The 25,159-nt window shown below is 47.3% G+C and carries 23 protein-coding genes and 1 riboswitch; of the genes, 6 read left to right on the plus strand and 17 right to left on the minus strand.

Going from position 1 to position 25,159, the window contains the following annotated elements; translation table 11 throughout:
* The 6 genes from NSQ58_RS02915 to NSQ58_RS02940 form a co-directional block, all read right to left on the minus strand.
* Positions 1-225: a hypothetical protein gene (locus NSQ58_RS02915; RefSeq protein WP_023990797.1), complete on the minus strand. Its 225-nt coding sequence runs from the start codon at positions 223-225 to the stop codon at positions 1-3.
* Entirely contained in the window at positions 218-1,435 is a 1,218-nt protein-coding gene (locus NSQ58_RS02920) for a Ger(x)C family spore germination protein (protein WP_028540746.1), read from the minus strand. The genes NSQ58_RS02915 and NSQ58_RS02920 overlap by 8 nt, the downstream gene beginning before the upstream one ends.
* The gene (locus NSQ58_RS02925) at positions 1,435-3,060 is read right to left on the minus strand and encodes a spore germination protein (RefSeq protein ID WP_023990799.1); all 1,626 of its coding nucleotides are present in this window, start codon (positions 3,058-3,060) and stop codon (positions 1,435-1,437) included. The genes NSQ58_RS02920 and NSQ58_RS02925 overlap by 1 nt, the downstream gene beginning before the upstream one ends.
* Before the next feature lie 179 nt (positions 3,061-3,239).
* Positions 3,240-3,578 (minus strand): hypothetical protein, encoded by a 339-nt coding sequence (locus NSQ58_RS02930; RefSeq protein WP_028540747.1) that lies wholly within the window; start codon positions 3,576-3,578, stop codon positions 3,240-3,242.
* A gap of 15 nt (positions 3,579-3,593) precedes the next feature.
* On the minus strand, positions 3,594-4,307 hold the full coding sequence (locus NSQ58_RS02935) for a pirin family protein (protein ID WP_023990801.1): 714 nt from the start codon (positions 4,305-4,307) through the stop codon (positions 3,594-3,596).
* A 69-nt stretch (positions 4,308-4,376) separates the two neighbouring features.
* Positions 4,377-5,234 (minus strand): LysR family transcriptional regulator, encoded by an 858-nt coding sequence (locus tag NSQ58_RS02940; RefSeq protein WP_053326314.1) that lies wholly within the window; start codon positions 5,232-5,234, stop codon positions 4,377-4,379.
* A gap of 181 nt (positions 5,235-5,415) precedes the next feature.
* On the opposite strand from NSQ58_RS02940, the gene NSQ58_RS02945 reads away from it, so the two are divergent.
* A complete protein-coding gene (locus NSQ58_RS02945; protein WP_226887718.1) occupies positions 5,416-6,396 on the plus strand; it encodes a DMT family transporter in 981 nt (326 codons plus the stop codon).
* A gap of 96 nt (positions 6,397-6,492) precedes the next feature.
* Here the strand turns inward: NSQ58_RS02945 and NSQ58_RS02950 are convergent, their stop codons facing one another.
* From NSQ58_RS02950 to NSQ58_RS02975, 6 genes are all read right to left on the minus strand, one after another.
* On the minus strand, positions 6,493-8,481 hold the full coding sequence (locus tag NSQ58_RS02950) for a methyl-accepting chemotaxis protein (protein WP_023990804.1): 1,989 nt from the start codon (positions 8,479-8,481) through the stop codon (positions 6,493-6,495).
* Between the two features lie 154 nt (positions 8,482-8,635).
* Positions 8,636-9,043: a DoxX family protein gene (locus NSQ58_RS02955; RefSeq protein WP_023990805.1), complete on the minus strand. Its 408-nt coding sequence runs from the start codon at positions 9,041-9,043 to the stop codon at positions 8,636-8,638.
* 117 nt (positions 9,044-9,160) lie between these two features.
* Positions 9,161-10,021: a M56 family metallopeptidase gene (locus tag NSQ58_RS02960; protein ID WP_023990806.1), complete on the minus strand. Its 861-nt coding sequence runs from the start codon at positions 10,019-10,021 to the stop codon at positions 9,161-9,163.
* A gap of 3 nt (positions 10,022-10,024) precedes the next feature.
* The gene (locus NSQ58_RS02965) at positions 10,025-10,438 is read right to left on the minus strand and encodes a BlaI/MecI/CopY family transcriptional regulator (RefSeq protein ID WP_023990807.1); all 414 of its coding nucleotides are present in this window, start codon (positions 10,436-10,438) and stop codon (positions 10,025-10,027) included.
* 146 nt (positions 10,439-10,584) lie between these two features.
* Positions 10,585-11,424 carry a winged-helix domain-containing protein gene (locus NSQ58_RS02970; RefSeq protein ID WP_341056864.1) on the minus strand — a complete coding sequence of 280 codons (840 nt, stop codon included), beginning with the start codon at positions 11,422-11,424 and terminating at the stop codon, positions 10,585-10,587.
* Entirely contained in the window at positions 11,400-11,795 is a 396-nt protein-coding gene (locus NSQ58_RS02975) for a Fur family transcriptional regulator (protein WP_023990809.1), read from the minus strand. The genes NSQ58_RS02970 and NSQ58_RS02975 overlap by 25 nt, the downstream gene beginning before the upstream one ends.
* Before the next feature lie 184 nt (positions 11,796-11,979).
* Between NSQ58_RS02975 and NSQ58_RS02980 the strand changes: the two genes are divergently transcribed.
* The gene (locus NSQ58_RS02980; RefSeq protein WP_080751662.1) at positions 11,980-12,297 is read left to right on the plus strand and encodes a hypothetical protein; all 318 of its coding nucleotides are present in this window, start codon (positions 11,980-11,982) and stop codon (positions 12,295-12,297) included.
* A 169-nt stretch (positions 12,298-12,466) separates the two neighbouring features.
* Here the strand turns inward: NSQ58_RS02980 and NSQ58_RS02985 are convergent, their stop codons facing one another.
* The 3 genes from NSQ58_RS02985 to NSQ58_RS02995 are packed head-to-tail and all read right to left on the minus strand — an operon-like array spanning position 12,467 to position 16,460.
* Complete coding sequence (locus NSQ58_RS02985; protein WP_341056866.1) at positions 12,467-13,579, minus strand: GerAB/ArcD/ProY family transporter; 1,113 nt, start codon at positions 13,577-13,579, stop codon at positions 12,467-12,469.
* Positions 13,580-13,606: 27 nt separating this feature from the next.
* Entirely contained in the window at positions 13,607-14,782 is a 1,176-nt protein-coding gene (locus NSQ58_RS02990) for a Ger(x)C family spore germination protein (protein ID WP_028540755.1), read from the minus strand.
* A 43-nt stretch (positions 14,783-14,825) separates the two neighbouring features.
* Complete coding sequence (locus tag NSQ58_RS02995) at positions 14,826-16,460, minus strand: spore germination protein (RefSeq protein WP_341056867.1); 1,635 nt, start codon at positions 16,458-16,460, stop codon at positions 14,826-14,828.
* Between the two features lie 224 nt (positions 16,461-16,684).
* On the opposite strand from NSQ58_RS02995, the gene NSQ58_RS03000 reads away from it, so the two are divergent.
* Positions 16,685-17,776, plus strand: a complete 1,092-nt coding sequence (locus NSQ58_RS03000) for a GGDEF domain-containing protein (RefSeq protein WP_023990814.1) — start codon at positions 16,685-16,687, stop codon at positions 17,774-17,776.
* A gap of 67 nt (positions 17,777-17,843) precedes the next feature.
* Here the strand turns inward: NSQ58_RS03000 and NSQ58_RS03005 are convergent, their stop codons facing one another.
* Both NSQ58_RS03005 and NSQ58_RS03010 read right to left on the minus strand, forming a co-directional pair.
* Positions 17,844-18,317 carry an Rrf2 family transcriptional regulator gene (locus NSQ58_RS03005; RefSeq protein ID WP_069080094.1) on the minus strand — a complete coding sequence of 158 codons (474 nt, stop codon included), beginning with the start codon at positions 18,315-18,317 and terminating at the stop codon, positions 17,844-17,846.
* 66 nt (positions 18,318-18,383) lie between these two features.
* The gene (locus NSQ58_RS03010; RefSeq protein WP_341056868.1) at positions 18,384-21,326 is read right to left on the minus strand and encodes a glycoside hydrolase family 3 C-terminal domain-containing protein; all 2,943 of its coding nucleotides are present in this window, start codon (positions 21,324-21,326) and stop codon (positions 18,384-18,386) included.
* 234 nt (positions 21,327-21,560) lie between these two features.
* On the opposite strand from NSQ58_RS03010, the gene NSQ58_RS03015 reads away from it, so the two are divergent.
* From NSQ58_RS03015 to nrdG, 3 genes are all read left to right on the plus strand, one after another.
* Positions 21,561-22,031 (plus strand): AbrB/MazE/SpoVT family DNA-binding domain-containing protein, encoded by a 471-nt coding sequence (locus NSQ58_RS03015; RefSeq protein WP_023990816.1) that lies wholly within the window; start codon positions 21,561-21,563, stop codon positions 22,029-22,031.
* 291 nt (positions 22,032-22,322) lie between these two features.
* The gene (locus tag NSQ58_RS03020) at positions 22,323-24,272 is read left to right on the plus strand and encodes an anaerobic ribonucleoside triphosphate reductase (RefSeq protein WP_023990817.1); all 1,950 of its coding nucleotides are present in this window, start codon (positions 22,323-22,325) and stop codon (positions 24,270-24,272) included.
* Positions 24,269-24,766, plus strand: a complete 498-nt coding sequence (gene nrdG / locus NSQ58_RS03025; RefSeq protein ID WP_023990818.1) for an anaerobic ribonucleoside-triphosphate reductase activating protein — start codon at positions 24,269-24,271, stop codon at positions 24,764-24,766. Before NSQ58_RS03020 ends, nrdG begins: the two co-directional genes overlap by 4 nt.
* 176 nt (positions 24,767-24,942) lie before the next feature.
* A riboswitch (cobalamin riboswitch) is annotated at positions 24,943-25,138 on the plus strand.
* Positions 25,139-25,159 lie beyond the last annotated feature (21 nt).

A 25,159-nucleotide genomic window follows, 5' to 3' on the forward strand; every position in this document is an offset into this window, starting at 1 on the left:
TTACAACGTAGGGGGGAGCCACATGTCAATAAAACGGGCCAGCCATGTAGCCACATAAACAGTGCTCTTCGTTGATGTTCCGTAAATCCAGACACCAATGCTAATGACATACAATACGCGTGAGATCCAGCGATTGACGGCAGGCGCATCCCTAATACTTTTGCGGTCAATCAGATACATGAAGAGCATAGCCAGCAATAAAGGTAATAGAAATACTTTATTCATTCTGGATTTGCTCCTTTTTGACCCCGAATGGTTTGGTGACCGCACCGATATTTTCAATATGCACGACCGGATCTATAGTGACCTCCACCTTGGGATACAGTTGATCCCATTGAGGTTTAATCCGTTCCCATTCATCCGGATGACTCGTAATAATAGCCCGGCCCAAACCAAGTACGTCTGAGTGATATTTTTGCTGGATCACCTTGACACCCTCTCCCAGCTCCCTCTTAATTTCCTCGGCTGTCTGCTGTTCCAGCCACTTCAAATTTTCCTCGTTGGAAATATCGAAATCCGTCTCATTTTCCTTCACATTCCCGTTACAGTTCATATGAACGGTCATGCGAATATCGTTCCCACGAATATATGGCTTGATATGGACATTATTTTCGATGAGGTGTACAGATATGTAGCCTCTACCTTTGGGAGGGTGGATAAATATTTCTGTCTCCTTGGCTTGCTCCATACCCAAAAGCAGGAATCGACTGAGGTGGTTATCTATAATCCCTGTTAACCTGTCTTTCCGAAATACAGCTAGCCCATCGACCTGAATATTTGTCTTCTTGTCTTTAAGATTAGAGGGGCCATTCTTCACCAGAGACATCACCGGCACCACCGGGTCAATACCATCCAGCAGGACGGAATTTATCAGCAGCTTAACAGAACGAGGTTTTTTCATATAGGAATAGTTGAGCTCACGCACCATTTCTGCCGGATATTGCTCAATCGGGGCATCTGCCTGAAGCACTTCCATCGCTGATCCCTTCGTAATAACAACCAGGGAAGACAGACGGTTTTGCGGAATACGCGCCAGTACATCCATCATTTTGTTAATCCCTTCCCGCGCCAGCGTCTCACCGAACAGCAGCACCCGTCGATGGGAGTAATTCAGCGTTCGCGAAACCGCACGCTGTTCCTCGGTGCTTGCTCCCCGGAAGCTTGGGCCTGTTTTGGACTCCAGGTAGTAGGATTTCGTACCACTTGTACCTCCCCCTCCTCCTGTACTGCCCGAAGATCCAAGTTGTCCGGGCAAAGCGATTTGCATCGTTACCCGATATTGATCGCCTTCTTTATCCAGACCCGTACCCATCACAAAGGCCACATCGTTCACTTCACGGCGATCCCAGCATCCTCCCAAAAGAACAGAACAAAGCAGCAGACAACAGAGCACAGCCGCTTTACGTATTTGTTGTGCATCGGATTTGGGCTTCATCACCATCCCTCCTCGGTTGTAGGCGATCCATTCATCTTTTCCTTCGCTCGTTTGTTGTTGTCTTTACCAATCCAGGAAGGACGTTTAGTCATTTTCCACCAAGGCGCACGAACGACGATATCCTTTTGATCCATATGTTTGTATGGGCTATATCCGCTCATATAAGGAACACCAAACGATGTTAGCTTGGTTAGATGCGTAGCAATCAGCGTTGTCGCAATAATGATCCCAAACAATCCGAATAATCCCGCCATCAGCATAATTGGAAATCGTAGCAGACGAACTGTGATGGCAAAGTTAAAACGCGGGATGGTAAACGACGCAATACCTGTGAGCGACACAATAATGACCATCGGGGCCGATACAATCCCTGCTTGTACAGAGGCCTGACCGATGACTAGCGCTCCAAGGATACTGACAGCCTGACCGACCGTTTTGGGGAGACGAATCCCCGCTTCTCGTAACGCTTCAAAGGAAATTTCCATCATTAGTGCTTCCACCAAAGCGGGGAAAGGGATAGACTCACGCGCTGCCGCAATACTCAAAATAAGCGTCGTCGGCAGCATATCATGATGATAGGTCGTCACCGCTACATATAATGCAGGCAGAAAGAGAGCCAATATGAGAAAAAGAAAACGAATCCAGCGCACCATATTACTGATAAAAAAGCGCTCGTAATAGTCTTCGCTCGCTTGCATCATCTGCCACATCGTGACTGGCCCAATCAGGGCAAAGGGCGTTCCGTCTACAAAAATAGCAAAACGTCCTTCCAATAATTGCGCAGTGACGGTATCCGGGCGTTCGGTGTATTCCATTTGCGGAAACGGCGAAAACGGGTGATCCTCAATCAGTTCCTCAATATATCCAGTCTCCAGAACACCATCAATTTTAATATCGCTAAGCCTTTTTTTAACATCCTCCACCAGTTTTGGATCTATGATCCCTTCAATATAAGTAAGGACGACGCTCGTTTGAGTTTCTGTTCCGATGGTCATGCTGTACATCTTGAGCTTGGAGGTTTTCAATTTGAAACGTAACAGTGCCGTATTGACGCGAAGTGTCTCTGTGAATCCTTCACGCGGTCCACGAATAACCGATTCGGTCTGCGGTTCCTCCACTCCACGGCGGACACCCCCCTTGGCGCTAAAAATATACGCACGAGGCGTGCCATCTACAAACAAGGCGGCATTGCCGTCCAGTATCGCTGCCGATACCATCTTCCATTCGTCCATCGTTTTGGTCTGGGACATGGAGATACGAGTTTCATCCAGCGGCTCCAATTTGCCGTTCACTTCAGGGTCCTTGAGCATCATGCCCAGAATGACAGGCCGCAGAATATGGTCCTGCAAATCCTCCGATTTTACCGTACCTTCAAAATAAGCCAATAACCCTTTGCGTTCAGGGGAAATCATGAGCTCTCGATAGACGATATCAGAGCAATCCTTGAAAATATCACGCAAAGCAATCAAATTGTCTTCCACACTGCTACGCAGCGGCTGTTCCAGCCATGAAGACTCAGGCAGTCCTTTAGGCACATTGAAATTTCGTGTCTTGCGGTCTGCGGCTGGAATCGCTCGCCGGCTCCACGGTGGCTTCGGCAACTTGGGAAAGCGCCCTTTCTTCATCGTTATTCCCCCTTTACGAATGAGCCGAACAGATAATATGACATATAGGATGTACCAGCCTGCAAAGGATTATGTATCCAATGAACTCAACATGTTGAACAGATAACAAAAAGACCCTGCACTGATGCAGGGCCTTCGAAAATCCATTATAAATCTGGAAATTTATGATAAAGGAATGATTAATCTCCCCAATACTCCTCGGGATGGTATTCAATCTCAGAACTAGCTTTGAACGTAAGCTCATCTGTCTGATCATGATATTCCACGCTTTCCGGGGTGACGTAATACCAATGCTTCACCACGGGTCCATCGTCTACCGGCGTTACAAAACGAAATACGTTCAACTCCCCGCTATAACGCACAATCGCCTCCGCCGTCTCATGCGGCAGTCCTTGAAGCGTAAAGCGAAACACGCCGTCCGCCGATTCCAAATGGCAATCGAAAACCTGCTTGCGGCTGTCAGCAAAGCTACGTCCCGTGACGGCATGCTTGATCAGCCATGTTTCCTGCTGCGCCATTGTGCGCACCTCCTTTTAGGGCAAATCAATCAACATATAAAAAACAGAATCTTCTGCTTTCAGTGAGAGCTTCGGCTCCTGCTCAATACGAGCGGAATCGCGTCCTTGCAGAATATGTTCACCGTTCACACGCAGCGAGCCTTCGATGACGAATAGGAACACGCGCCGACCCTCGGCCTGTGTGAATTCTACTTGCTCTCCAGGCTGAAGCTTGCTTAAATAAATCGTTAAATCCTGATTGATTGCAGCTATTTCACCCTCTGTGCCTGGTACGCGCTTTCCGGCAACGACAGGCAGAAGCTGACCGTGAAGACGCTCAGGATTGAACGCTGTAGCCTCATATGACGGTTTCAGGCCTCTCGTATGCGGGCTAAACCACAATTGCAGTAGACTGACATCCTCCGTTTGTGAAGCGTTGTGCTCCGTATGAATGATGCCGTGGCCCGCTGACATTCGCTGAATGCCTCCAAAACGAGTCACCGCTACATGTCCACGGTTGTCTTCATGACGCAATTCCCCATACAGCACAATCGAAACAATCTCCATATCACTGTGCGGATGCGCCCCAAAGCCCCGTCCCGGTGTGATGACATCGTCATTACAGACACGCATAGGACCAAACGCTGTATTGTTCTCATCCTGATACTCCGCGAATGAAAAGCTGTGACTCCCCCGCAGCCAGCCCTTATCGAAGCTGAATCGGGAAGCCGCCGGATATATTGTAAACATAATAGCCCTCCTTCAGGAAGAAAAATGAGATCAAATCCCTCTCATTGTAACCGAGCCCCAGCGATAAAGCTACGCCTCTGTCTGAGTGATAATTTCGTCTATAAAAGACTGCAAAGTACTGGTAACAAAGGCTTCCTTACGCCGGATAAACACCGTTGTTACTTCATTGTACGGCTCAGGCATCGCATGACCGCAGACAAGGCCTTGAGCCACCAGCCCACTGATCGACGATTCGGGAAAAACAGTCATTCCAATACCAGCCGCCACACTGCCGATAATTGTCTCAAATGTCCCAAACTCCATAATCTGCTTGGGAATAATCCCCTCCATCTTGAGCCAGGTTTCCAGCCGTCCCCGGTAGCCGCAACCTTTTTTATACAGCAGGAGTGGACGGGTTGTAAGATCCTCAACAGAAAAGTCATCTCCTTGGGATACGAGGACCAGCTTTTCCTGAAATACATCAAACTGTTCAATCAGCGGATGCTTCACCGGCCCGGTCACAAAAGCTCCATCCAGCCGCATTTCTGCAACCTCCTGCACCAGAGACTCTGTAACCCCGGCCTTGAGGGACAACTCGACATCCGGGTACTTGCTATAGTAAGCATGTAAAATGGCCGGGAGGGCAATGACAGTCTCCACAATGCCAATCTCCAGCACCCCCGAAGGTGCAGAGGTATTCTGAAACGCATGTTTCATTTCCTCGAATTGCGATAAAATGCTTTTCGTATATTGCAGCAGACGCTTGCCCTCGGCATTGAGGATCATTCCCCGCTTATGTCTATTAAATAAAGGCGTTTGCAGTTCCTTTTCGAGCAGCTTGATTCTGGCCGTTACATTGGACTGGACATAGCTAAGCTCGGCTGCAGCCTTGCTGACACTGCCATTCGCAGCCACCGTCTGGAAAATGTTTAAATCGTTCAGATCCACTACTGCTCCCCCTTATTGTGAAGGACAATGGGCCATCAAAATTGACGCGCCTTGTCACTTATTATCATTTTAAATGATCATAATGTTTATTTTCAATCATTTTACCAACAGCTTCCTATCCTTTATGATGTGTCCATAAGATATGTCCGCTGAGACCGGCAAGGAGGAGCTTTTGTACACCATGAACAGACAAATCATGACCGGATCTTTATTATGCCTAATCGCCAGTATGTCCTGGGGGGCGATGTTTCCGGTTTCGCACATTGCATTACAACATATCAATCCACTGTACTTTTCATTTTTGCGCTATTTATCGGTTACACTCATTTTAGTCGTGCTATTGTGGCTCAAAGAGGGACGGACTGCATTTCGCTTTGAGGGCAAGGGTAAGACGTTGTTATTCTTCGGGACCATGGGATTCACCATTTATAATATGGCCGTTTTCCAGGGGCAGCACGCGATGGGGGCAGCAGGTACTCTCGTAGCCTCTATAATGGAAGTTCTAATGCCGATGATTTCCATTGCGATGGTGTGGATCATGACCCGTAAAATGCCTCCGAAATATACACTAATCAGCATGGTGATTGCGCTGGCTGGGGCTTTACTAGTGATCACGAACGGAAAATGGACCTTTTTCACGCTTGCCGGACAACATTTACTGCCGCTGCTGCTTATTTTCGTAGGCGTCGTCGGATGGGTCGTATATTCCATGGGAGGCAGCCATTTTGCAGGATGGTCTACTCTTCGGTATTCAACTCTAACCTGCCTGCTCGGAACTCTCGTCTCCTTCGTAGTCGTCACATTTGCCTCTGCGTTCAACTGGATTGTGGTACCGGACTGGCAGGCTGTGTGGTCAGTTAAATACGAAATGAGCTTTATGATCCTGCTTCCAGGGCTAGCCGCCCTGCTTAGCTGGAATGCCGGAATCCGAAAGCTGTCTCCACTGAACGGAATTCTATTTATTAACTTTGTACCGATTACCACGCTGGTACTCATGTACTTCCAAGGTTATGCTATTAGCCGTTTTGAACTATATGGTACAGTGTTAGTCATTTTCGCACTGATTCTGAACAATATGTTTCAGAGAAGTTCGCTGCGTCCTTCCGACAGCTCACGGGATGTCCGTTTCCGCCTGGATCGCCGCAAGTCCTTCCAACGTTAACTTCTAACTCTGCAAACCAAAAATTATGCTAAAACATTTAAAAAAAGCGCCTGGATACAGAGTACAATCTCCTGTATCCGGGCGCTTTTTATCATTTTAAGATTTTCCTTCAACCTGAAACCGTCCAACCAGTTCGCGTAGCTCCTCTGCCATTTGGCTCAGGTCCGCTGTAGATGAAGCAATTTCCTCTATAGAAGCGAGCTGTTGCTCAGCTGCCGCTGAGATCGACTCGGTGTTGCTCGCTGCCTCGTCCGAAATGTGGGAGATATCGCTCATAATATCTACGACACCTACAGTCCCCCGTGCCATTTCCTGAGTCACTCCGGTAATGTCATTGATATGCTCCATAGCTCGTTCCACGGCCTGGCTGATTTCCGCAAAGGATTGCTCAGACGTGGTTACCGAATCAATGCCTTCCGTCACCCGTGTCCGCGCTTGATGCATAGCACCCAGAGCATGATTCATATCCACCTGCATCGCTTCAATGCGCTCCGAGATCAAGGTAGCCGATTTGGCGGATTCCTCAGCTAGCTTACGCACCTCCGTAGCGACCACGGCAAATCCCTTACCATGATCCCCAGCGCGTGCGGCCTCAATGGACGCATTCAGAGCTAACAGATTGGTCTGTTTAGCGATACCGGATATAACGCTGATAATATTCACGATTTCACCGGAGCGCTCATTGAGGGAGTCCATGGCCTGTCCGAGATCGTTAACGGTCTCGTCGATGTCATGCATCTTCTGTACAGCCTGCGTAGCAGCCTTGCTACCCTCCTGAGCCGACTCGGCGTTCATCTTCACATGTTCAGATACGCCCAGCATACGCTCGGATACGTTCGCTGCTTGCTGAGCAAGCTCCTCCATATGTACAGAGCCGTGCTTGACGCTCTGCACCTGACGTTCGCTGCCTACAGCTACTTCCTGGATAGCAATGGTGACATGCTCAATCGCTTGGGTCGTCTGATCTGCACCCGCAGCCAGCTCCTCCGCTGAAGAACTTACCCGATCTGTCGTTTCGTGTACGCTTCGAATCATCGTGCGCAAACTATCGACCATAGTTTGGAAGTGAGAAGACAATTCGCCTACCTCATCCGTTTTTCCAGTTTCCAAATCGCCCGTCAAATCTCCTTCACTGATTCGTTCTGCTGATTTTTGCAGCTTACGAATCGGTACCAGAACAGAACGGGTGATCAGGAAAATCGCGATAAGCGCAATCACCAATGAGGCAGCCAACACAAAAATGGTTACATAACGTATGGCAGCGGTGGCATCACTAATCTCGGATTGATAGAAGGTACCTGCTATTTTCCAGCCGGTATCTTTATTCGTTACATAGTTCAGGTACTTCTCTTGGCCTTCATACACATATGTATACTGCCCGCTCTGCGCAGCATACATATCATTTATAAAGCTTGCATCAAGAGATGTACCCGGCTTAGCCGTAGGGTGGACTACAAATTTTTTCGTATGATCCAAAATGATGATATACCCCTCCTGGCCGACTTTGATGGAGGCCAGTTTGCGTACACTTTCCAGATTTAGAGAAATCCCGATAACCCCGGACTGGTCGGAAAGCGTCTGAGATACCACCACAACAGGAATACCCGATGAATTTATGATAACAGGGGTGATCGCTACCTTACCGGGTTGCTTCATCGCTTCGATGTACCATGGCCGTGTGCGAGGATCAAATGTCCCTTCGTCCTCCTTGGGCACCCCCCGAATCATCAGCCCGTCCGGTGTTCCAACAAAAATATCCGTCGCATCTTCGTGCAAGCCCTTGTATTGAATCAGTTTGGGCTGAATCAATGGGCTGTTTCGACCATCTATCATTGAGGCGTCCAGACGCTCCGCCAAATACTTCGCATCTTTAATTTTACTGGCGATTGCATATTCAATAATCGAGTTAGCCGTCGCTACACCCTGATTTGCACTGCTGTAGAGCTGTTTTTCCATAGCATTATATGATGATTTATAGGTCGCAATGGAAATACTTAAGCTCGGAATCAGCAAAACAAGCAAAAAGCCTAAACTTAGCTTGTTCCTGAGTGTCCATATAGTTTTTCTCTTTCGCGTTGTTCCCATGTTTTTTCCCCTTTGCTCATAAAACGATATATTTGAATTACATTCAGTGTTAGTTATATCGGTTGAAAGTAACAAATGATTTACAATAAAATTTCACAAAGGAGAAAAACAAAAACCGCGCCCTATGAGACTAAGGACGCGGTTATATGAACATTTAGACCTGTACGTTACTGTTTTCAGCCTTTTTACGGCCAAATAACTGATCCACTGCCAGAAAACGTCCACCGACAAGCGCTTGCTGAAGGCTGGTGAACAGAATCAGCAGATCAAATTCAATCGAGCCAAAAGGCTGTCCTTTTTTAGCGGTTAGCAATACACCAATCATAACAATGGTCAATGCCGCTCCAGCCACTCGTGTTCCGATACCCAGAACCAGTGCAATTCCTCCAACCAGCTCAACCGTAGCGACCACAGGGGCCATCCAACCAGGGAGTCCGATACTTTGGAAGAAGCCAGAGGTTCCGTCTAATCCCTGAAACTTTTGTGCACCGTGAACGATAAAAATAACCCCTGTAAAGATTCGTACCAACAACAATCCAATATTCATAAGCGTTTGATTCATTTGCTCATCTCCTTTTAAGTTGTATAAAAATCCTGTAACAAACTACATAATGTAGTGTATTGTACATCGAGAATCGGGAGCGCGAAAAGCGCCACCCGTAGGAAACATCTTATCCAACTAGATTAGCGCCAGTGCGAACATAAGTGTCAGCATCACTAGCACATAGCTGGAAAACATAATCGAACGCCAAGGCATTTGAATGACAGGTTCTTGCTGAGGGTCTAAAATACGTGAGATACGATAATTAATGGACGTTTCTGCAAACGAGGAACAAGCGGCGGAGTTTACCAGGCGAGTATTGGCAGGCGTCATACTCAGAAGCTTGAGCAATGCGCTCCCAATCCCAACTGGTGAACCGGCTCGATGAATCGCTTCGTTATCAGCCAAAATTTCACGGGCCGTCTTATAATGATTGGTAATGTGACGCAGAACCGGCAAGTAAAATAGCTGTTTAGCACACACTTGCAGCAACCAGGTCTTCAACGGATCATAATGTTTCATATGATAGGCTTCATGGTATATGACCGCTTCTTCCTCGTGCTTGTCCAGTACGGATAATAGTGCAGAGGACAATACAATACGTGGCTTCCATAATCCCATGGTGAAGGCGGCTGGCTTAGGATAATCAATGACCCATATCCGATCGGTCCCGAGTTCACGATATCGCTCACCCAGTGCTTCGGTCAGCGGCAGGTCACGCATTCGGTGCAGTCTGCGAAAAGCTGCCCTGGTAGCCATACACTGTCTGACTGCTTCTCCTCCGGCGATAGTGAAGGTAACGAGAACCAGCCCGCTGAGCGCATCCACCATGTAGCCGATTCCGTAGTGCTGCAACAAGCTTCTGCATATTTGAAACACGTTATAATTCAATTTCCAGCCGAAAACATGCTGCCCGGCGTACATACCCATCTGTATAAGGGCGAAACCCGAAATCAAGGCGCCTGCTGTAAACAGTAATTTAGAACGTGTTTTCCACATCGTCTACATATCCTTTTTCCATTGTTTAATTTTTTGTTCCAGACGTTCGATCAACTTCGGATCGGCCACCTCCAGAGCATCAATCATATGATTGACAGCAAGCGGACCAAATTCATCAACCAATTCGTGACTCAGTCCCTTGGATTGCTCATCCATGAACTCATCCCTGCTTAATACTGGACGATATAAAGACGTTCTCCCACGTATACTCTTACTCAGTATTCCCTTTTCCACTAAACGGTTCATCACGGTCATTACCGTATTGAAGTTAAAGTCCCGATCCCCCTCCAACGCGGTCTGCACTTCTTTGATACTCCGATCCGAAGTGGACCATAAAATATCCATAATTTTGGCTTCCAGAGGCCCGAAAAATCGGTTAAGCCCGGTTTCGCCAGCTTTAAAATTCAGTCGTTTCATAAGAAGCACCTCACACTACCGATTGTAGTGTATATATCCGGATAAAGTCAACCGTCACACCTAATGTCAGTTTCTTCATGGAATCATATACAAACCGCCGAATGTCTCCATCCGGCGGAAATTCATCGGTATTCATAGCTTTTAGTTCAATCTGCCAATCTGTATCCTACACCTCTTACGGTTGCAATATATTCAGGTTCCGCAGGTCGATCATCCAGCTTCTTGCGCAAACTTTTGACATGCACATCTACAACGTTGCTGCCTCCTACAAAATCCGTCTCCCAGATATCGTGCATCATTTGCTCGCGGGAGATCACTTTGCCTTGAGCATCAATCAGCTTCAGCAGCAAATCGTATTCTGTTTTAGTCAGATTCAATTGACTCTCTTCTTTATATACCAGCATTTTATCTCGGTCAATCCAGATGTCCTTGAATGCCGTACGACGGCTGGCTTGCGCTACCTGACGGGAAGCGGCAGGATGGCGTACAATCATCCGTTCAATGTCATGCACCATATGATTGGCAGCCAGCGGCCACACCAGCACCTCTTCCGAAGGAAGCAGCTCATGCGCATGTACAGACACCCGATCCTGAACCACATACATAACCGGTGTGTCTTTCATGTGTTCTACCTCGAGACGATTGCGGATATCCAGTAATTCACTCTGTGGTTCGGTGGCGGTCAAATCGTAAATCAACAAATCGCTTCCCAGATGACGCTGCACTTCAGGCTCCCAGCGATGAAAAACCATCACATCAAAACACGCATCTGACAACGTACGCACCAACCCATGAACTACACCCGGTACCGAACTGATCAGAATGATACGACGTGTAGTCGGACAATACAAAGGCTCATTGGAGGGAACGGTCTGCAACGTAGGTGTAGAGGGAGCTGCTAACATCGATGTCCAACTGCCCTTCACCCGTCTAGGCATGTCAGCCACTTTGAAACGATTCGTTATCTGATTCGCTTGCTTTGACATTCCTTACACACTCCTCCGAATACGACATGGGCATGGGCAATATTATACCCCGTTTCATGCGCAACCGTGTCAATCCAATCATGTGGGACTTCACTCATTACTTCATCTACTCGGCCGCATACCTGACAAATAATATGCTGATGATCGTCCATCCGTCCATCATAACGACTAGCAGCTTCCCCCAGCTTCAATTCACGGATTAATTCCTTATCCGTCAAATAACGTAGGGAATTATATACTGTTCCATAGGCCAGATTATATCCGCGCTCCATCAACCGATTCATAACATCAGCCGCAGTAGGATGATCGTGGGCTTCACGAACCACATCATATACCGCTTGGCGCTGCGAAGTTAAATTTAAAGTTCTCATACCGCATCTCCCTTAACCAACGCAGATTATATTAATTACAAAATTACAATCACAATAAAGATCAACTTAGAATAAGTATAAATCTTAATTTATTTCAAGTCAATGGAATCGGATAAATTGAACGGCTTTGCAACACAATGTATACATGGTACATCTCAGCCCATACACATTGGAGGAATATTTTATGAAAATACTGTGGATATTCATTCTCTTTATGATGCTTACGCTCGGAACAAGTATATCGATAAAATGGCTTTTCGGCGCTCATCATCCTTGGGAGCCTATTTCATTGGCTTTTCGCACTATGCGACCATCGGAATATGTCGTCCTGGCAGGAATGCTTATAGTGTTCTTTATAAATGTGGGCAAAAAGCCAATAGGAAACGCATTTCGCTTCCTGTTCTCACAATGGTCACGTTTCCTCAAAGTTTCTACTTCTTCCTCTGATTCTCCGCAAGAGAGTCATCAGAAAGAACAAACAAGGGAAAACGCAAGCAAATAATGGATGGACATAGATGAGGGACATTCGTCCAAATTCAAAGTGGCAATCCATGTATTCCGTTCATATTCATTATCCATATTAATAATGACCGCATTTCCAAGAATAAAATCGAACATCAAAATGAGCATTTTACCGGTACTGATGTATGTTTTGTCGGCAAGACGATGTCTCATGAGACATTTTCCTCTCCTTTTTTATTCCGGGTCTTTCTCAGCCACGACACGATTAGCAGCAAGATAGGAAAAAACACGGCAAATATCGGAAACAGCCATTTCAGCACTAACTCGCCTGTTTGAAGGTGATCTTGATAGCTCAGTGTCATCAATACACAAGAGACTAACATGATAATCCCAAATGGCAGGATCAGTTTATGGTATGACATTCTCAATACATCCTCTGCGGCTTTAACCGCGGCATAATAGAAGATGAAAATTTTAAAAAAATCAAAGATAATAACGCTCATAACGCCGATGACATCGACTCTGTCGATAAAATCAGATATTTCGACCTTGCTGATCATCGAGAGTAGCGGGTAAGTCGCCCGTTTAAACACATCCTCGCCCAGTGCAAGCACATTGGACAGTGTAACAATAGATAGGAGCAGCCCTCCGAACAATATAGCAGAGACCCCTACCCCATTGGCACGATAGCCCTTTTTTAATGTGGGAAGAATCATCGCAAACGTAACCATCTCGCCGTACGGTAGCATCACGGCTTGCGAATAAACAACTTGCCATATCGGCTGCCAGCCATGCTCGGCTATGGGCAATATATTGCCCACATCTACAATGCCTGCCAACAAAATTAATATATTCGTGGCTAGGCCCAGCAACAGTAGCAAAATCAACATGATGATGGCCGTCCGGCCTGCAACCTCGATTCCCAAATACACCACATACATTACAAGTCCAATCATTAAGGCACAAATGACTGTCAACGGCGTATGCTGAAGTGTCCGGTCGGCAATCAGGATCCCCGTGTCCCGAAGATCCCGTGCTCCGCCGTAAAGAAAAAACACGATATATATAAAAGCAAGCGCACTCCCTGCTTTCTTGCCCAAAAGGGCTCTGTAGTACTGTGTCATGAGCAAGTCGGGAAAGCGTCGGTGAAGGCTGCCATAGCATACAAAAAGCATTGCCCCCAAAACTGTGGAAATGAGGATGGCGATCCACGCATCCTTGCCCGCATTCCTTCCGGGAATAGACATCATGGATGTACCCATCTCAAACAACACCATAAGAGAGATCATCTCTTTTGCACCTATCTGTACCCTTTTTTTCATGGCCTTCCCTCCTTGTTCTGTTTTTCACTAGTCTGATTCCCCCTTGGAATATGGGTTAGTCCGCGACTGAGTGTGTTTCAGTATAGAAGTCACTTGAATACGAACGGTACTTTCCGCAAAATAACGGCTCCAATCGTGAGAGAGCCTCTTCCATTGTTGGGGATGGCTCCTCTCCAGCGCAAGGCCAAAGCCTATTACATCGCTGCGGGTACGCTGAATGTCTCTGACTGTTGAAGCGATTACTTTTTTCGTCTCCTCTGTCCATTGCTCCTGCAGTCTTTTCATCGCCTCCGGACTCTGTAAGTTAATCGAGCACTCGGCTTCCTGTACTGCCCCGGTCTGTTTTAAGTTAATCACAAAAATAGGCTCTCCTTGCTCCATCCGAGTGTGTATCTTGGTTGCAGAAAACAAGGTTTCGATGCCAATGGTTTCCCTATTCTTACCGCAGCTCAGTGTTGTTTGGGCACCTTTCACCTTGTTGTTGATCATAGACAGTCCAATGGCCTGGTCATCGTCCAACCAGTGGACAAGCCGATCCTTTTTGAACACCCCCATTCCGTTAATATGAACAATGGCTTTCGGTAAAATATTGTCCACATTGTTCTTGCTTGCAGCCTGCTCCAAATTCCCATTGACCCCTATGCCCGTCAGCACAGGACCGCCACCCTTATGAGACATGCTGCGAATGACATCGTCGATAGTCACCGCGTAATCCCCGGCATACAAACGCTCCGATGTTTCCAGCTTTCCTGAAATATCATTGGCCGGAATACGGCCGATCGCGGTCATGATTGCCAGTACATCCTTCCCAGTATTACCGCGTGCCACCAGCATTTTCACCGGCAACCGGATTTCTGTAGACCTTTCCAAAGAATCCATCATATCGCCGATTCCAGCCCGTGCCAGCTTTTCACCAATAACGACCAGTTTGGTGTGCGCCAAAGAAATGATCCTCGGAACCTTTTGTGAGGCTCTGCGGAGCGCTTGAAACAGATTTTTTCCCTTTTCCCGATACAAAACGACAGGAGTATCTCCTCTCGCTTTGGCTCCGGCGATTTCATCTGCCACGATCACCTGTAGGGAAACTTCGTAATCTGACTCCCCAACCATATCAATTCCTATCCCCGCTACTACTGCTCTCTGGTTTAACTCCACAGAATCCCAGCAACCGGATAACAAGGGAGCGAACAGTAACAGGACCAAACACAGTCTCCCTATACTCCCCTTAAAGGTTACTGCCCTTTGTTCATTCCTCTTCCCTTGATACACCCTGATTGCCCCCCTCCTGCATCGGTGTGGTTTTATCAGAAGGGGAATTCCCGCTTCCATCCTTCATTCGTTTCTGGTTCTTAGACGTTATGCTTTTAGGACGTTTCTTCATCATCCAAAATGGGAGTCGCAATACGGCATCCTTTTGACTCTCCAGCACAAAAGGACTGAAAGGCGCCATGTAGGGCACCCCGAAGGAACTTAGACTGTTCATATGAGCAATCAACGCAATCAGCCCCAATGTAATGCCGTATAGCCCCATAAACGCTGACAGTATCATGAAAATAAACCGGCACAATCTCCCGGCCACTGCCATGTTATAGGCTGGGATTGCGAAACTGGCTATTCCTGTCAGGGCTACTATAATTGTGAGCAGCGGGGTGACGACTCCGGCTTCCACGGCCGCTTGACCCAACACAAGCGCACCAATAACGGATACCGTTTGACCACCCGCACGCGGCATTCGAATACCCGCCTCACGCAAAATCTCAAAGGTAATCTCCAAAATAAACGCCTCTAGAAATGCCGGAAAAGGAACGGATTCCCGCTGAGCCAATATGCTGATCAGTAGTGGAGTCGGTATCATTTCATAATGGTATGTTGTTAAGGCAATGTAGAGAGAAGGCCCCAGAATAAGAATAATGAAGCTGATATATCTAATGAGCCGAACAACAGTCGCCATATCGTAACGCTCTTCATAATCCGAAGAACTCTGAAAAAATTGGGCAAATATTGTAGGCATCACCAGTACAAACGGAGTCCCGTCTACAATGAGAGCCACTCGACCCTCCATAATATTGCTGCTAATGGTGTCCGGTCTTTCCGTGTTAAAAATCGTCGGGAATGGTGTAAAGTGATTTTCCTGTATCATCTCCTCAACCATGCCGGACTCAAATACAGCGTCAATATTGATGCTTTCTACCCGTTTACGAACCTCATCTACGACACGTGGATTTGCAATATTTTTCATGTAGAGCATGGCCACATTTGTGAGGGACGTGCTTCCCACTTGGAACATCTCCAGTGTAAGATCGGAGCTTTTAATCCGTCGCCGGACGAGAGAAATATTCGTGAACAGGGATTCTACAAATCCCTCTTTCGGTCCTCTGACGACTGTCTGTGTTGTTGGCTCGCTGACTGCGCGTGTCTCTCCCCCACGTGTGCCGCACGCAATGGCTTTTTCGCAGCCTTCCAATAGGATGATCGTGTCCCCCACTAACAGTTGTTCCATCATGGAATTCCAATCATCGCAGTCCTTCACTTCTCCTAGTGCAAGCGCATGACTCTGTATTCTTGCGTACAGCGCTTCTGCATTCTCCGCCTCAGCAGCCACTTCAGCAGATGGGCGGCTAAGCATGGATCTCATGATGAGTTCATTCACCGTATCCGTTTTAGCCATACTATCCAGAAACACAATAGCGGCGGGAACATCCGCCCTCAGCCCTAATTTAAAGCGGCGAATCAGAAAGTCTGGGCTATCTGATGTCAATTTCTTAATTTGCTGCAAGTTGGTTTCCAAACAAGTATCGATTTTTAAATAGCGCGGAGAATTTTCATTGTTCTTGCCCGCACCCGACTTTTTATTATGTTTGCGATAGGGATAGCGAATCATGAGCAAACCTCATCTCCAGTAAGGCAGCAATAGATACCGCCCATTTTTCCTTATTCTTGTATCTTTGGAGTATGCTCAATCTATTCCCAGTTATGCACCAAACACATGAACGAAACGTTATAAGCGCATCAGCGTAATAAATTTCAATAAATTCTTCATTTTCAAGCTTAATGTCAGTTTTTTTGATAAAATGAAGAAATATGCCTCTCGGGAGGGTTAGCATCTTGTTCAGTACGTTTTTTGTAAATACCTGTATCCTTGTCACCTTTTTGTACATAACTGGCCTCATATCACAAAGATATAAAATCCGTCTGCACACCTTGAAGCGTAAGATACATTGGATCGGAGGCGGCCTTTTTGGGTGCTATGGAATTGTTATGATGTACTATTCAATTCCAGTAGGATTTAATACGATTGCCGATCTTCGTCATTTGGCCATCGTAGCTACCGCAACGTACATCGGCGCCCCAGCAACGCTCATGGCTACCCTATTTATATGTGTAGGTAGATTATTGCTGTTTGGTATCAACACTCAAGCCATCGTAGGCGCTATTTTTATGATGCTCGTTGGGCTGGGGTGCGCTTTATTGTCACATCTGTCCTGGTCACGTTTACCCAAGCTGATGATTATGAACGTTTTTGCTATGGGCATTATATTCTGTTCCCTTATGATTAATTTGAAGAATCTTGATGATGTTCTGCACGTTTATCCGCTCCAATTATTCATATCCATGATCGGCGGATGTCTTCTGTACCTCATTGCTGAATCTATCAACACATCCAATGAGCTATTACTTCGACTGGAGCATACCTCCTACACAGACCATCTCACTAATTTAAGCAACAGAAGACAGCTTGAGTTTTCATTGGAAGAGAAGCTCCCTCAAGCTCGTCAACGTCATGAGCACTTATCTGTACTGGTGTTGGATATTGATCACTTCAAGGAAGTCAACGACACCTATGGGCATGCGGCAGGAGATGCAGTGCTGCGCCAGCTTGGGCAGATTCTAATGGAAAAATGTCGTCCTAATGATGTAGTCACCCGCAGCGGGGGGGAAGAATTCACCGTGCTTTTGCCAAATTGTGCTTTTCGGCAAGCGTTGCGAATAGCTAATCAGATTCTTAGTGGAGTAAATCAGCACGAGTTTATTTTAGCGGATGGTCTTGTTCTTAAGGTCACGGTGTCCATCGGTGTGACGACATTTCCTGGTACCGGGGAAGATATGTCCGGGGCAGCCCTGTTGGAGCAGGCAGATAAAGCACTATACGAAGCTAAAAATGCAGGACGTAACCGGGTTTGCTCATATGAAACATAATTTGAGGCATGACCATTTCATAGAAATAGCCGATACAACCCTCTTTTGAGAGTCGTATCGGCTATTATCATTTTGAATCTTCATTATGATTGCATTTTCCCACCACGAGTGATGTACGATTGGCAAGCGAAGCCAGCGTATGGGACCCCCATACTTCCAGCATACATCGTTCGCTCTCGGCTAAAATTTCGGATACGGCTATCGCCAACTCCTCACAAAAAGGATTGGTTTCCGGTTCATGCATCATACCCGGGAAAATCGGATCACATATTTCAATGGCGTGGTATATATCAGCAAGTGTAATATGGTCGGCCGAACGGGTAAGCACATAGCCTCCCTCACGACCTTCGCGTGCTGCAATCAAATCTGCCTGTACAAGTCGCGTCAGCACCCTGCGCACCAAAGTGACTTCGCAGTCAATGGAACGGGCAATAGAACCGCTGGCACAGAGTTCTCCGTGCTTTTCCAAATAGACAAGCGCCTTTACCGCCACCCCAAGCCATTTGGGCGTTGCGGTGCGTAGTCGTTTTTCACTATTCAAATGAGATGACACCCCTAAGCTGTAGAAACTTCGTTGAATGCATTGTACGTGATGTCAGAAGTAAGTTCAAGCCTGAAAGCCGGAATCCTCTGTAGCATTAGCGCCCAAAGTAAAATGAGCTAGCCGCACTTCCCCGCTCAACAACAGGTATACATCACGTGTGCCAGAGACTGAATGTACCGCTTCCGAAAGCGTAACCCATGCTTGCGCCCCTCCTGTATTGCCCACGTTCACACGTGCCACAGCTTCGCTGTCCGGTGCATCCAAACGCAACTCAATTGTGGCATCGCTACTGTTGCATGACACGCGACACTGAAGCTCGACCACACTCACCGTATCCATGTCTACGCCATGAAAGGCAATCCAACCGGAACGTTGAGGTGTGCGCGGACGTACACAGGCCTCCCTTTGCTCCTTGCTTTCATCCAGTACGATGTCGGAGCAATTATCAAAGTTTTCAGCGCGGATACTTCGTCCAGCTTGGCGTGGTGGAATAACTTCGCCACGAACGTACACAGGGTGCTCCAACCGGATATCCGCTGAGGAAGCGCCTGCCAGCAGTGTATATTCACCCGATTCAACGCAATAGCAATCCCGTGTAACATCCCAAATCGCCCAATCCTTCATCCGAATCGTAAAGGAAACCGTTCGCGTCTCACCTGCCTCTAAGCGAATACGTTGAAAACCGCACAATGTCTTCAATGGTCGCTTTACTCGTGAGGCACCAGGCCGTACATAGAGTTGTACAACCTCTTCACCAGCAGCTACGCCCCTATTCGTCACCTCTACCCACACCTGGAGCGTATCCACAGCATCCAGTGCAGCAATAGATTTTACGCTATCCTTTGGGACATCCGTACGCAGGTCATTATATTCAAAAGGCGAATACGTCAATCCATGGCCAAACGGATACAAGGATTCACCTTCAAAATATTGATAGGTACGACCGCCGCGAATAATATCGTAATCTTTGATGTCGCCCAATTGATCCTCGCTCTGAACCCAGGTCATGTTCAAACGCCCCGCTGGCGCGTAGTCTCCAAATAACACATCCGCTATTGCTGTACCCTGCTCTTGTCCCGCATGAGACGTGTATACGATCGCTGGAATATGCTCCTGAACCCAAGGGATGGCAAATGAATAGCTGCCCGTCAGAACCACAATCGTATTCGGATTGACGCGATACACTTCCTCGATAAGCCGTTGCTGGGAAGCTGCCAGTTCCAAGCCTGGACGGTCATTCTCTTCCTTTCCATTGATGAGCGGGTGATTTCCAACAAATACAATTGCTGTATCTGCCGCTTGCGCAGCGGCTATCGCTTCCGCTAAACCATCTGACACCGTCTCTACCTGGAATGTTTGGCTCTGTCCTAAAACTGTCGAGGCGTTACTCTCTACAGCGTTAAGTGCAAATTTTTCAGCCTCCACTACCTTTAATGAGCCCTCCGTTCCGGCAATCACTGGTTTGCCATTCCATGTTGTCCACAGATGCTCTCCTTGTCCAACAGGAGTCAGCCCAAAGACCTCTTTGACATACCAGCCATACGCTTCATCAGCTGTAACACGGAGCGTTTCCTCATCACTCGTCACGTAAGTACCCAGATGCTCATCATGTAACGTCACACTGCCATAGCCCCAATCCGTCATGGTCAATACTGTGGGCTCTCCATCCTGGGACAGGCGCATCTCACCGGAAGAATCGACTGTGAGCTTCGCTCCGTCATTCACCGCCGTCAAGATCACGCGTTTCTTACCGTCACGGTACACGACGCGTTCCTTTGCGTCCTTGCCTTCCAGCTTGGCACGAATCGCCTCCAGCGGTGTAACCCGGTAGGGCAGCGTACCGGAATACCAGTCGCGGTACACCTCATTGCCATGCGTACCAATGACCGCTACTTTGCCGCACCGGGCAGGGTTCAAAGGCAAGAGTTCATGCTCATTTTTAAGCAATACGATCTGCTCCCTCGCCGCACGCAACGACAATTCACGGGCTTGCTCTGTCAGGAGAGCTTCCTCTCCGATTGAGGCATAAGGATTGTCTGCCGCCGGATCAAATTCCCCCAAACGAAAACGGACACGGAACGTATGGAACAATGCCCGATCCAGGTCTTCTTCTTGTAGCGTTCCTTGCGCCAAAGCTTCTCGAATCGCCTGCTTGGAGAGCTCTGCATCATCTGTAATGCTGTCAATTCCCGCCCGAATAGATTCGGCCACGCCAGGCGTATGGGAATCGTAATACTGATGATCGTTGACAATCCCCATGACATCACCCGCATCACTTACGACAAAGCCGTCCATCCCCCATTCGCCCCTGACAATATCGTTAACCCCATGATATAACGTAGCAGGCGTTCCATTAATCAGGTTGTAAGAAGTCATCATCGACTGGGCGCCGCCTTCTGTAAAAGGCTTCTCAAAGGCTCTTAAGTAATATTCTCGCAGATTTCGTGGGTCTATACTGGAGGAGCCGATTCCCCGGTCCACTTCATTGTTGTTACCCAGAAAATGTTTTAAAGTGGCAACCGCTTTCAAATATACCGGATGATCCCCCTGTATCCCCTTGACTAACTCCTTTGACAACTCTCCCGTCAAATACGGATCTTCGCCGTAAGCTTCCTCATTGCGTCCCCATCTCGGGTCACGCTCCATATCCACCGTAGGTGCCCACAGGGTCAGACCGTTTAATTTTGGATCACGACGATAGTAAACACGTGCCTCATCTGCGATAACAGAGCCGATGAGGCGCATTAATTCCGTATCCCAAGTACATGCCAATCCTACAGGCTGAGGAAATGAAGTCGCCTCACCTAACCACGCTATCCCGTGTGCCGCTTCCGTACCGTGCTTATAAGCTGCGACTCCCAATCGGTCAATGGCCGGCTGGTATTGCAACATGGATTCAACCTTTTCCTCCAAGGTTAGTCGCGAAACGAGATCCCGTACACGCTCATCCAGATGAATCTTCGGATCTTGAAATAAATATTCGATACCCGTTGTTTCATGACTCATATCCGTCATCTCCTTAGCTTAATTAAGATGATAAAAAGTACTTTTATGAAAGCGTTTTAATATATCATAGCTAAAAAGGGGTACCCCGGCAACAATACCGAAAACATCCTATACTGTTTGAAAGAGAGACCGCAGCATAAAGACAAAAAAAGTTGTATTTTACCTTCAATATACAAAGCTAAAAATAATATTTTTTGGTATAATCAGGATATATCACTGAAGGAGGAAGCGCTAATGAAAAATACCGGAATGACAAGGCCTCTGGATCAATTGGGGCGGATTGTACTCCCTAAGGAAATGCGCACTACAATGGATATCAATATCGGTGATTCACTTGAATTTTTCGTAGATGAAGAAGGGTTTGTACTAAGAAAATACACCGGTGTCTCCTGCAAATTTTGCGGCGCAGTGGATCATTTAACTTATTTTCGCGACAGCTTTATTTGCGCAGAGTGCATCCAGGTATTAAAGACCGATGAAAATGTGCATGCCACAAGCACCGATGCTATCCAGGCTCAAGAAGATTCTAAGCCGACCCGAACCAATACAACCTGGCAACCCAAGCAATCTAGAGTGCAGCAAGGTGAAATGGTAAAAAAGCTACGCAAGCTGATTCAGGAACACCCGAATCTGCCACAAAAAGTATATGCCGAAATGCTAGATATTTCCCAAGGCCGGGTGTCCCAGTTGAAAAAGCTACTCTAAACCTTCCCAAAACAATATCCCAAGATCATATACTATGTACTCGCAAGCCTATCATTTTCATCGCAACTACGATGGCCAGATATAGAGTAAGATACATATCCGTGGATGTGTCCCTTACTCTGTATCTGGCTTTTTTATACCGCCCACTCCTATCAATGTGACAATAGTCACATACTCTCAATGTTTACGTATATACAATATATAGATCGAAACAATTGGTTAACACAAGATATCATCAATATGTTGTTTTTGTGAAAAATATATATATTTTACTATATGGAGGGTTTTACGATGAAGGTGCTGGAGGAACATCAATTATACGACATCGGCGAGCGGGTCATTGGGGCACAAGATCTGGACATGCTGCGGGAGAATGCGAATTTGAATGGAGAATCGTTCAGCGGCAAAATGAGCAAGCTTGGGTCCGAGTATGCCAAATGGTATGCGCGCCTGCGGGTACTTCCGCCTGAACTGACGAACGCGATTGACCACGGATATGTATATGTTCACGATTTGGACCAATATGCGCTCGGAACTACAAATTGTATCTTTATCCCGTTTGGTCGTTTACTGCGAGACGGCTTCAATACAGGCAACGGCTCTGTGCGCACACCGCAAACGATTATGTCCGCTATGGCACTGGTCGCCATTATTTTCCAATCTCAGCAAAATAGCCAATTCGGAGGTGTCTCCGCCAATAAAATAGATTGGGACCTTGCCCCATACGTTGCCCGGTCCTTCCGCAAGCATCTGCGCAAGGGACTTCGGTTGTTCGAGGAAGAGATAGAATCCCATCTGTCTGACGACGAACTACATATGGCCAATCCCCATTTGCAAGAAGTCTGCCCTCGTTCATACGCATTCGCACGCGAAGAAACGGAAACGGAAACCCGGCAGGCTGCTGAATCGCTCATTCATAACCTGAACACCATGAGCAGTCGGGCGGGTGGACAGATTCCATTCACTTCACTGAATTACGGAATGTGCACGTCTGCTGAAGGACGGCTTGTTACTCAATCGCTGCTGGAGGCCACTATTCGCGGCTTGGGCAGCGGGGAAACTCCTATTTTTCCGCAGCATATTTTCCAATGCAAAGAGGGAATCAACCAGGCAGAAGGCGACATCAATTATGATTTGTTCTTACGGGCAGTAGAATGCTCTAGCAGACGGATGTATCCCAATTTTGTGAATGTGGATGCCACCTTCAACTTGCCTTTTTACCGTGCTGATGACCCGGATACCATTATAGCGACAATGGGTTGCCGTACCCGCACCATTTCTGACCGTTTCGGTAGAAACCGGCAGAGTGGCAAGGGAAATCTCTCCTTCAATACCATTAATCTGGTGCGGCTTGGCATTGAGTATGGTATTTGCACAGGCAAACGCCTGACACCTGACCGTGATCGCTTTGATGCGAGACTGGAAGAAGTTATGCGCATTGCGGTGGATGGCCTAATCCATCGCTATCAAATCCAGACCAGCCAACCGGCCAAAGCCTCGGACTTTATGATGCGCGAAGGGGTATGGGAAGGTGGAGAACAACTGGCGCCAGATGATAAGGTGGGAAGCGTACTAAAGCACGGTACGCTTTCGATCGGGTTCATCGGGCTGGCTGAGTGCATGAAGGCACTATACGGGAAACACCACGGGGAGGATGATTTCGTATACCGCGAGGCACAGCGAATCATCACTTCCATGCGCGTGTATTGCGATCGAATGAGTGAATATCACAATTTAAATATTACATTGTTCGCTACGCCTGCCGAAGGTCTGTCGGGCAAGTTCACATTGCTGGATCAACGTGATTTCGGGATTATCCCTGAGGTAAATGATCGAGAATATTACACGAATTCTTTTCATATTCCCGTGTATTATACGCTCCCGGCTGCTCGTAAAATCAGCTTGGAAGCTCCGTTCCATAACCTCTGCAACGCTGGTGCGATTTCATACATCGAGCTGGATGGTAACGCGCGGAATAACCCGGATGCGTTTCTTAAAATTGTTCAGTACGCACTGCATCAGAACATCGGCTATTTCTCTATCAACCACCCGGTGGATCGTTGTACGGAATGTGGTTATGAAGGGATTATCGGGACAAGCTGCCCCCAATGCGGCACAGATGAGGAGCATACACACTTTCAGCGCTTACGTCGGGTAACCGGATATCTGACAGGAGATTATACCGTTCGCTTTAATGCTGCAAAACAGGCAGAAGTTCGAGACCGGGTGAAACATAAGTGAATTTGTGTGGCTACATTCCGGAATCTCTGAACGAAGGATACGGCCTGCGCACTGTCGTGTTTATTAGCGGTTGCCGTCATGCCTGTCCCGGATGCTTTAATCCAGCGTCGTGGAGCTTCCGTGCAGGTGAGCCATTTACACCCCAACGACAACAGGAAGTCATTCGTGACATCATGGATAATCCGTTGTTGGACGGACTGACTCTCTGCGGGGGAGATCCGTTTTTCTCAGCAGCAGAATGCTCGCAATTTGTGCGTGACTTCCGCGAGGCCTGTCCCGACCGAACCGTGTGGGCTTATACTGGCTTTGTCTATGAAGATTTACTCACAGATCAGGAGCGACAGGAGCTAGCGCTTTTGTGCGATGTGATTGTGGATGGTCGTTTTGTAGAACAGCAAAAGGACCTGACCCTTCCCTTCCGGGGCAGTCGCAACCAGCGTCTGGTAGATGTAAAAGCCAGTATTCAGGCAGGCTATACCGTTTCATTGGCTTAACGCGAAGTTTACCCGGCAAGATGCTATATATCTAAGACAAGTCCCCATCATGGGTAAGGCTTGTCTTTTTTTCATATAGCTAACTGTTTCCATTGGAGTTTCTATTGCGCATCCTGTAAGTTTCACTTATGATGGTGAACAAGTATACGAGTGCATAATTATTCGTCATACCTTAACCGCATAGCTTGGAGATAGGTGTCTGTTCTATTCAGATCAGGCTTAAAAGGGAAGCCGGTGCAAATCCGGCACGGTCCCGCCACTGTAAACGGGGAACTTTCAGCTGTTCATATATCCACTGGTCCACAGACCGGGAAGGAATGCTGAGAGTCATGATCCGTAAGTCAGGAGACCTGCCTATTTTAACAACATCGCAAGTACCTACGGAAGATAGGG

The organism is Paenibacillus sp. FSL M7-0134 (genome assembly GCF_038007865.1).
Classification (GTDB): domain Bacteria; phylum Bacillota; class Bacilli; order Paenibacillales; family Paenibacillaceae; genus Paenibacillus; species Paenibacillus polymyxa_B.

What these genes read in the sequence shown, in the direction of transcription:
- NSQ58_RS03015 (WP_023990816.1), top strand. Translation starts at nt 21,561, where the DNA reads ATGAAAAATACCGGAATGACAAGGCCTCTGGATCAATTGGGGCGGATT.
- NSQ58_RS02970 (WP_341056864.1), bottom strand. Translation starts at nt 11,424, where the DNA reads ATGTCAAAGCAAGCGAATCAGATAACGAATCGTTTCAAAGTGGCTGAC.
- NSQ58_RS02920 (WP_028540746.1), bottom strand. Translation starts at nt 1,435, where the DNA reads ATGAAGCCCAAATCCGATGCACAACAAATACGTAAAGCGGCTGTGCTC.
- NSQ58_RS02960 (WP_023990806.1), bottom strand. Translation starts at nt 10,021, where the DNA reads ATGTGGAAAACACGTTCTAAATTACTGTTTACAGCAGGCGCCTTGATT.
- NSQ58_RS02985 (WP_341056866.1), bottom strand. Translation starts at nt 13,579, where the DNA reads ATGAAAAAAAGGGTACAGATAGGTGCAAAAGAGATGATCTCTCTTATG.
- NSQ58_RS02945 (WP_226887718.1), top strand. Translation starts at nt 5,416, where the DNA reads ATGAACAGACAAATCATGACCGGATCTTTATTATGCCTAATCGCCAGT.
- NSQ58_RS03020 (WP_023990817.1), top strand. Translation starts at nt 22,323, where the DNA reads ATGAAGGTGCTGGAGGAACATCAATTATACGACATCGGCGAGCGGGTC.
- NSQ58_RS02950 (WP_023990804.1), bottom strand. Translation starts at nt 8,481, where the DNA reads ATGGGAACAACGCGAAAGAGAAAAACTATATGGACACTCAGGAACAAG.
- NSQ58_RS02980 (WP_080751662.1), top strand. Translation starts at nt 11,980, where the DNA reads ATGAAAATACTGTGGATATTCATTCTCTTTATGATGCTTACGCTCGGA.
- NSQ58_RS02975 (WP_023990809.1), bottom strand. Translation starts at nt 11,795, where the DNA reads ATGAGAACTTTAAATTTAACTTCGCAGCGCCAAGCGGTATATGATGTG.
- NSQ58_RS02915 (WP_023990797.1), bottom strand. Translation starts at nt 225, where the DNA reads ATGAATAAAGTATTTCTATTACCTTTATTGCTGGCTATGCTCTTCATG.
- NSQ58_RS02925 (WP_023990799.1), bottom strand. Translation starts at nt 3,060, where the DNA reads ATGAAGAAAGGGCGCTTTCCCAAGTTGCCGAAGCCACCGTGGAGCCGG.
- NSQ58_RS02935 (WP_023990801.1), bottom strand. Translation starts at nt 4,307, where the DNA reads ATGTTTACAATATATCCGGCGGCTTCCCGATTCAGCTTCGATAAGGGC.
- NSQ58_RS02930 (WP_028540747.1), bottom strand. Translation starts at nt 3,578, where the DNA reads ATGGCGCAGCAGGAAACATGGCTGATCAAGCATGCCGTCACGGGACGT.
- NSQ58_RS02955 (WP_023990805.1), bottom strand. Translation starts at nt 9,043, where the DNA reads ATGAATCAAACGCTTATGAATATTGGATTGTTGTTGGTACGAATCTTT.
- NSQ58_RS02995 (WP_341056867.1), bottom strand. Translation starts at nt 16,460, where the DNA reads ATGATTCGCTATCCCTATCGCAAACATAATAAAAAGTCGGGTGCGGGC.
- NSQ58_RS03010 (WP_341056868.1), bottom strand. Translation starts at nt 21,326, where the DNA reads ATGAGTCATGAAACAACGGGTATCGAATATTTATTTCAAGATCCGAAG.
- NSQ58_RS02965 (WP_023990807.1), bottom strand. Translation starts at nt 10,438, where the DNA reads ATGAAACGACTGAATTTTAAAGCTGGCGAAACCGGGCTTAACCGATTT.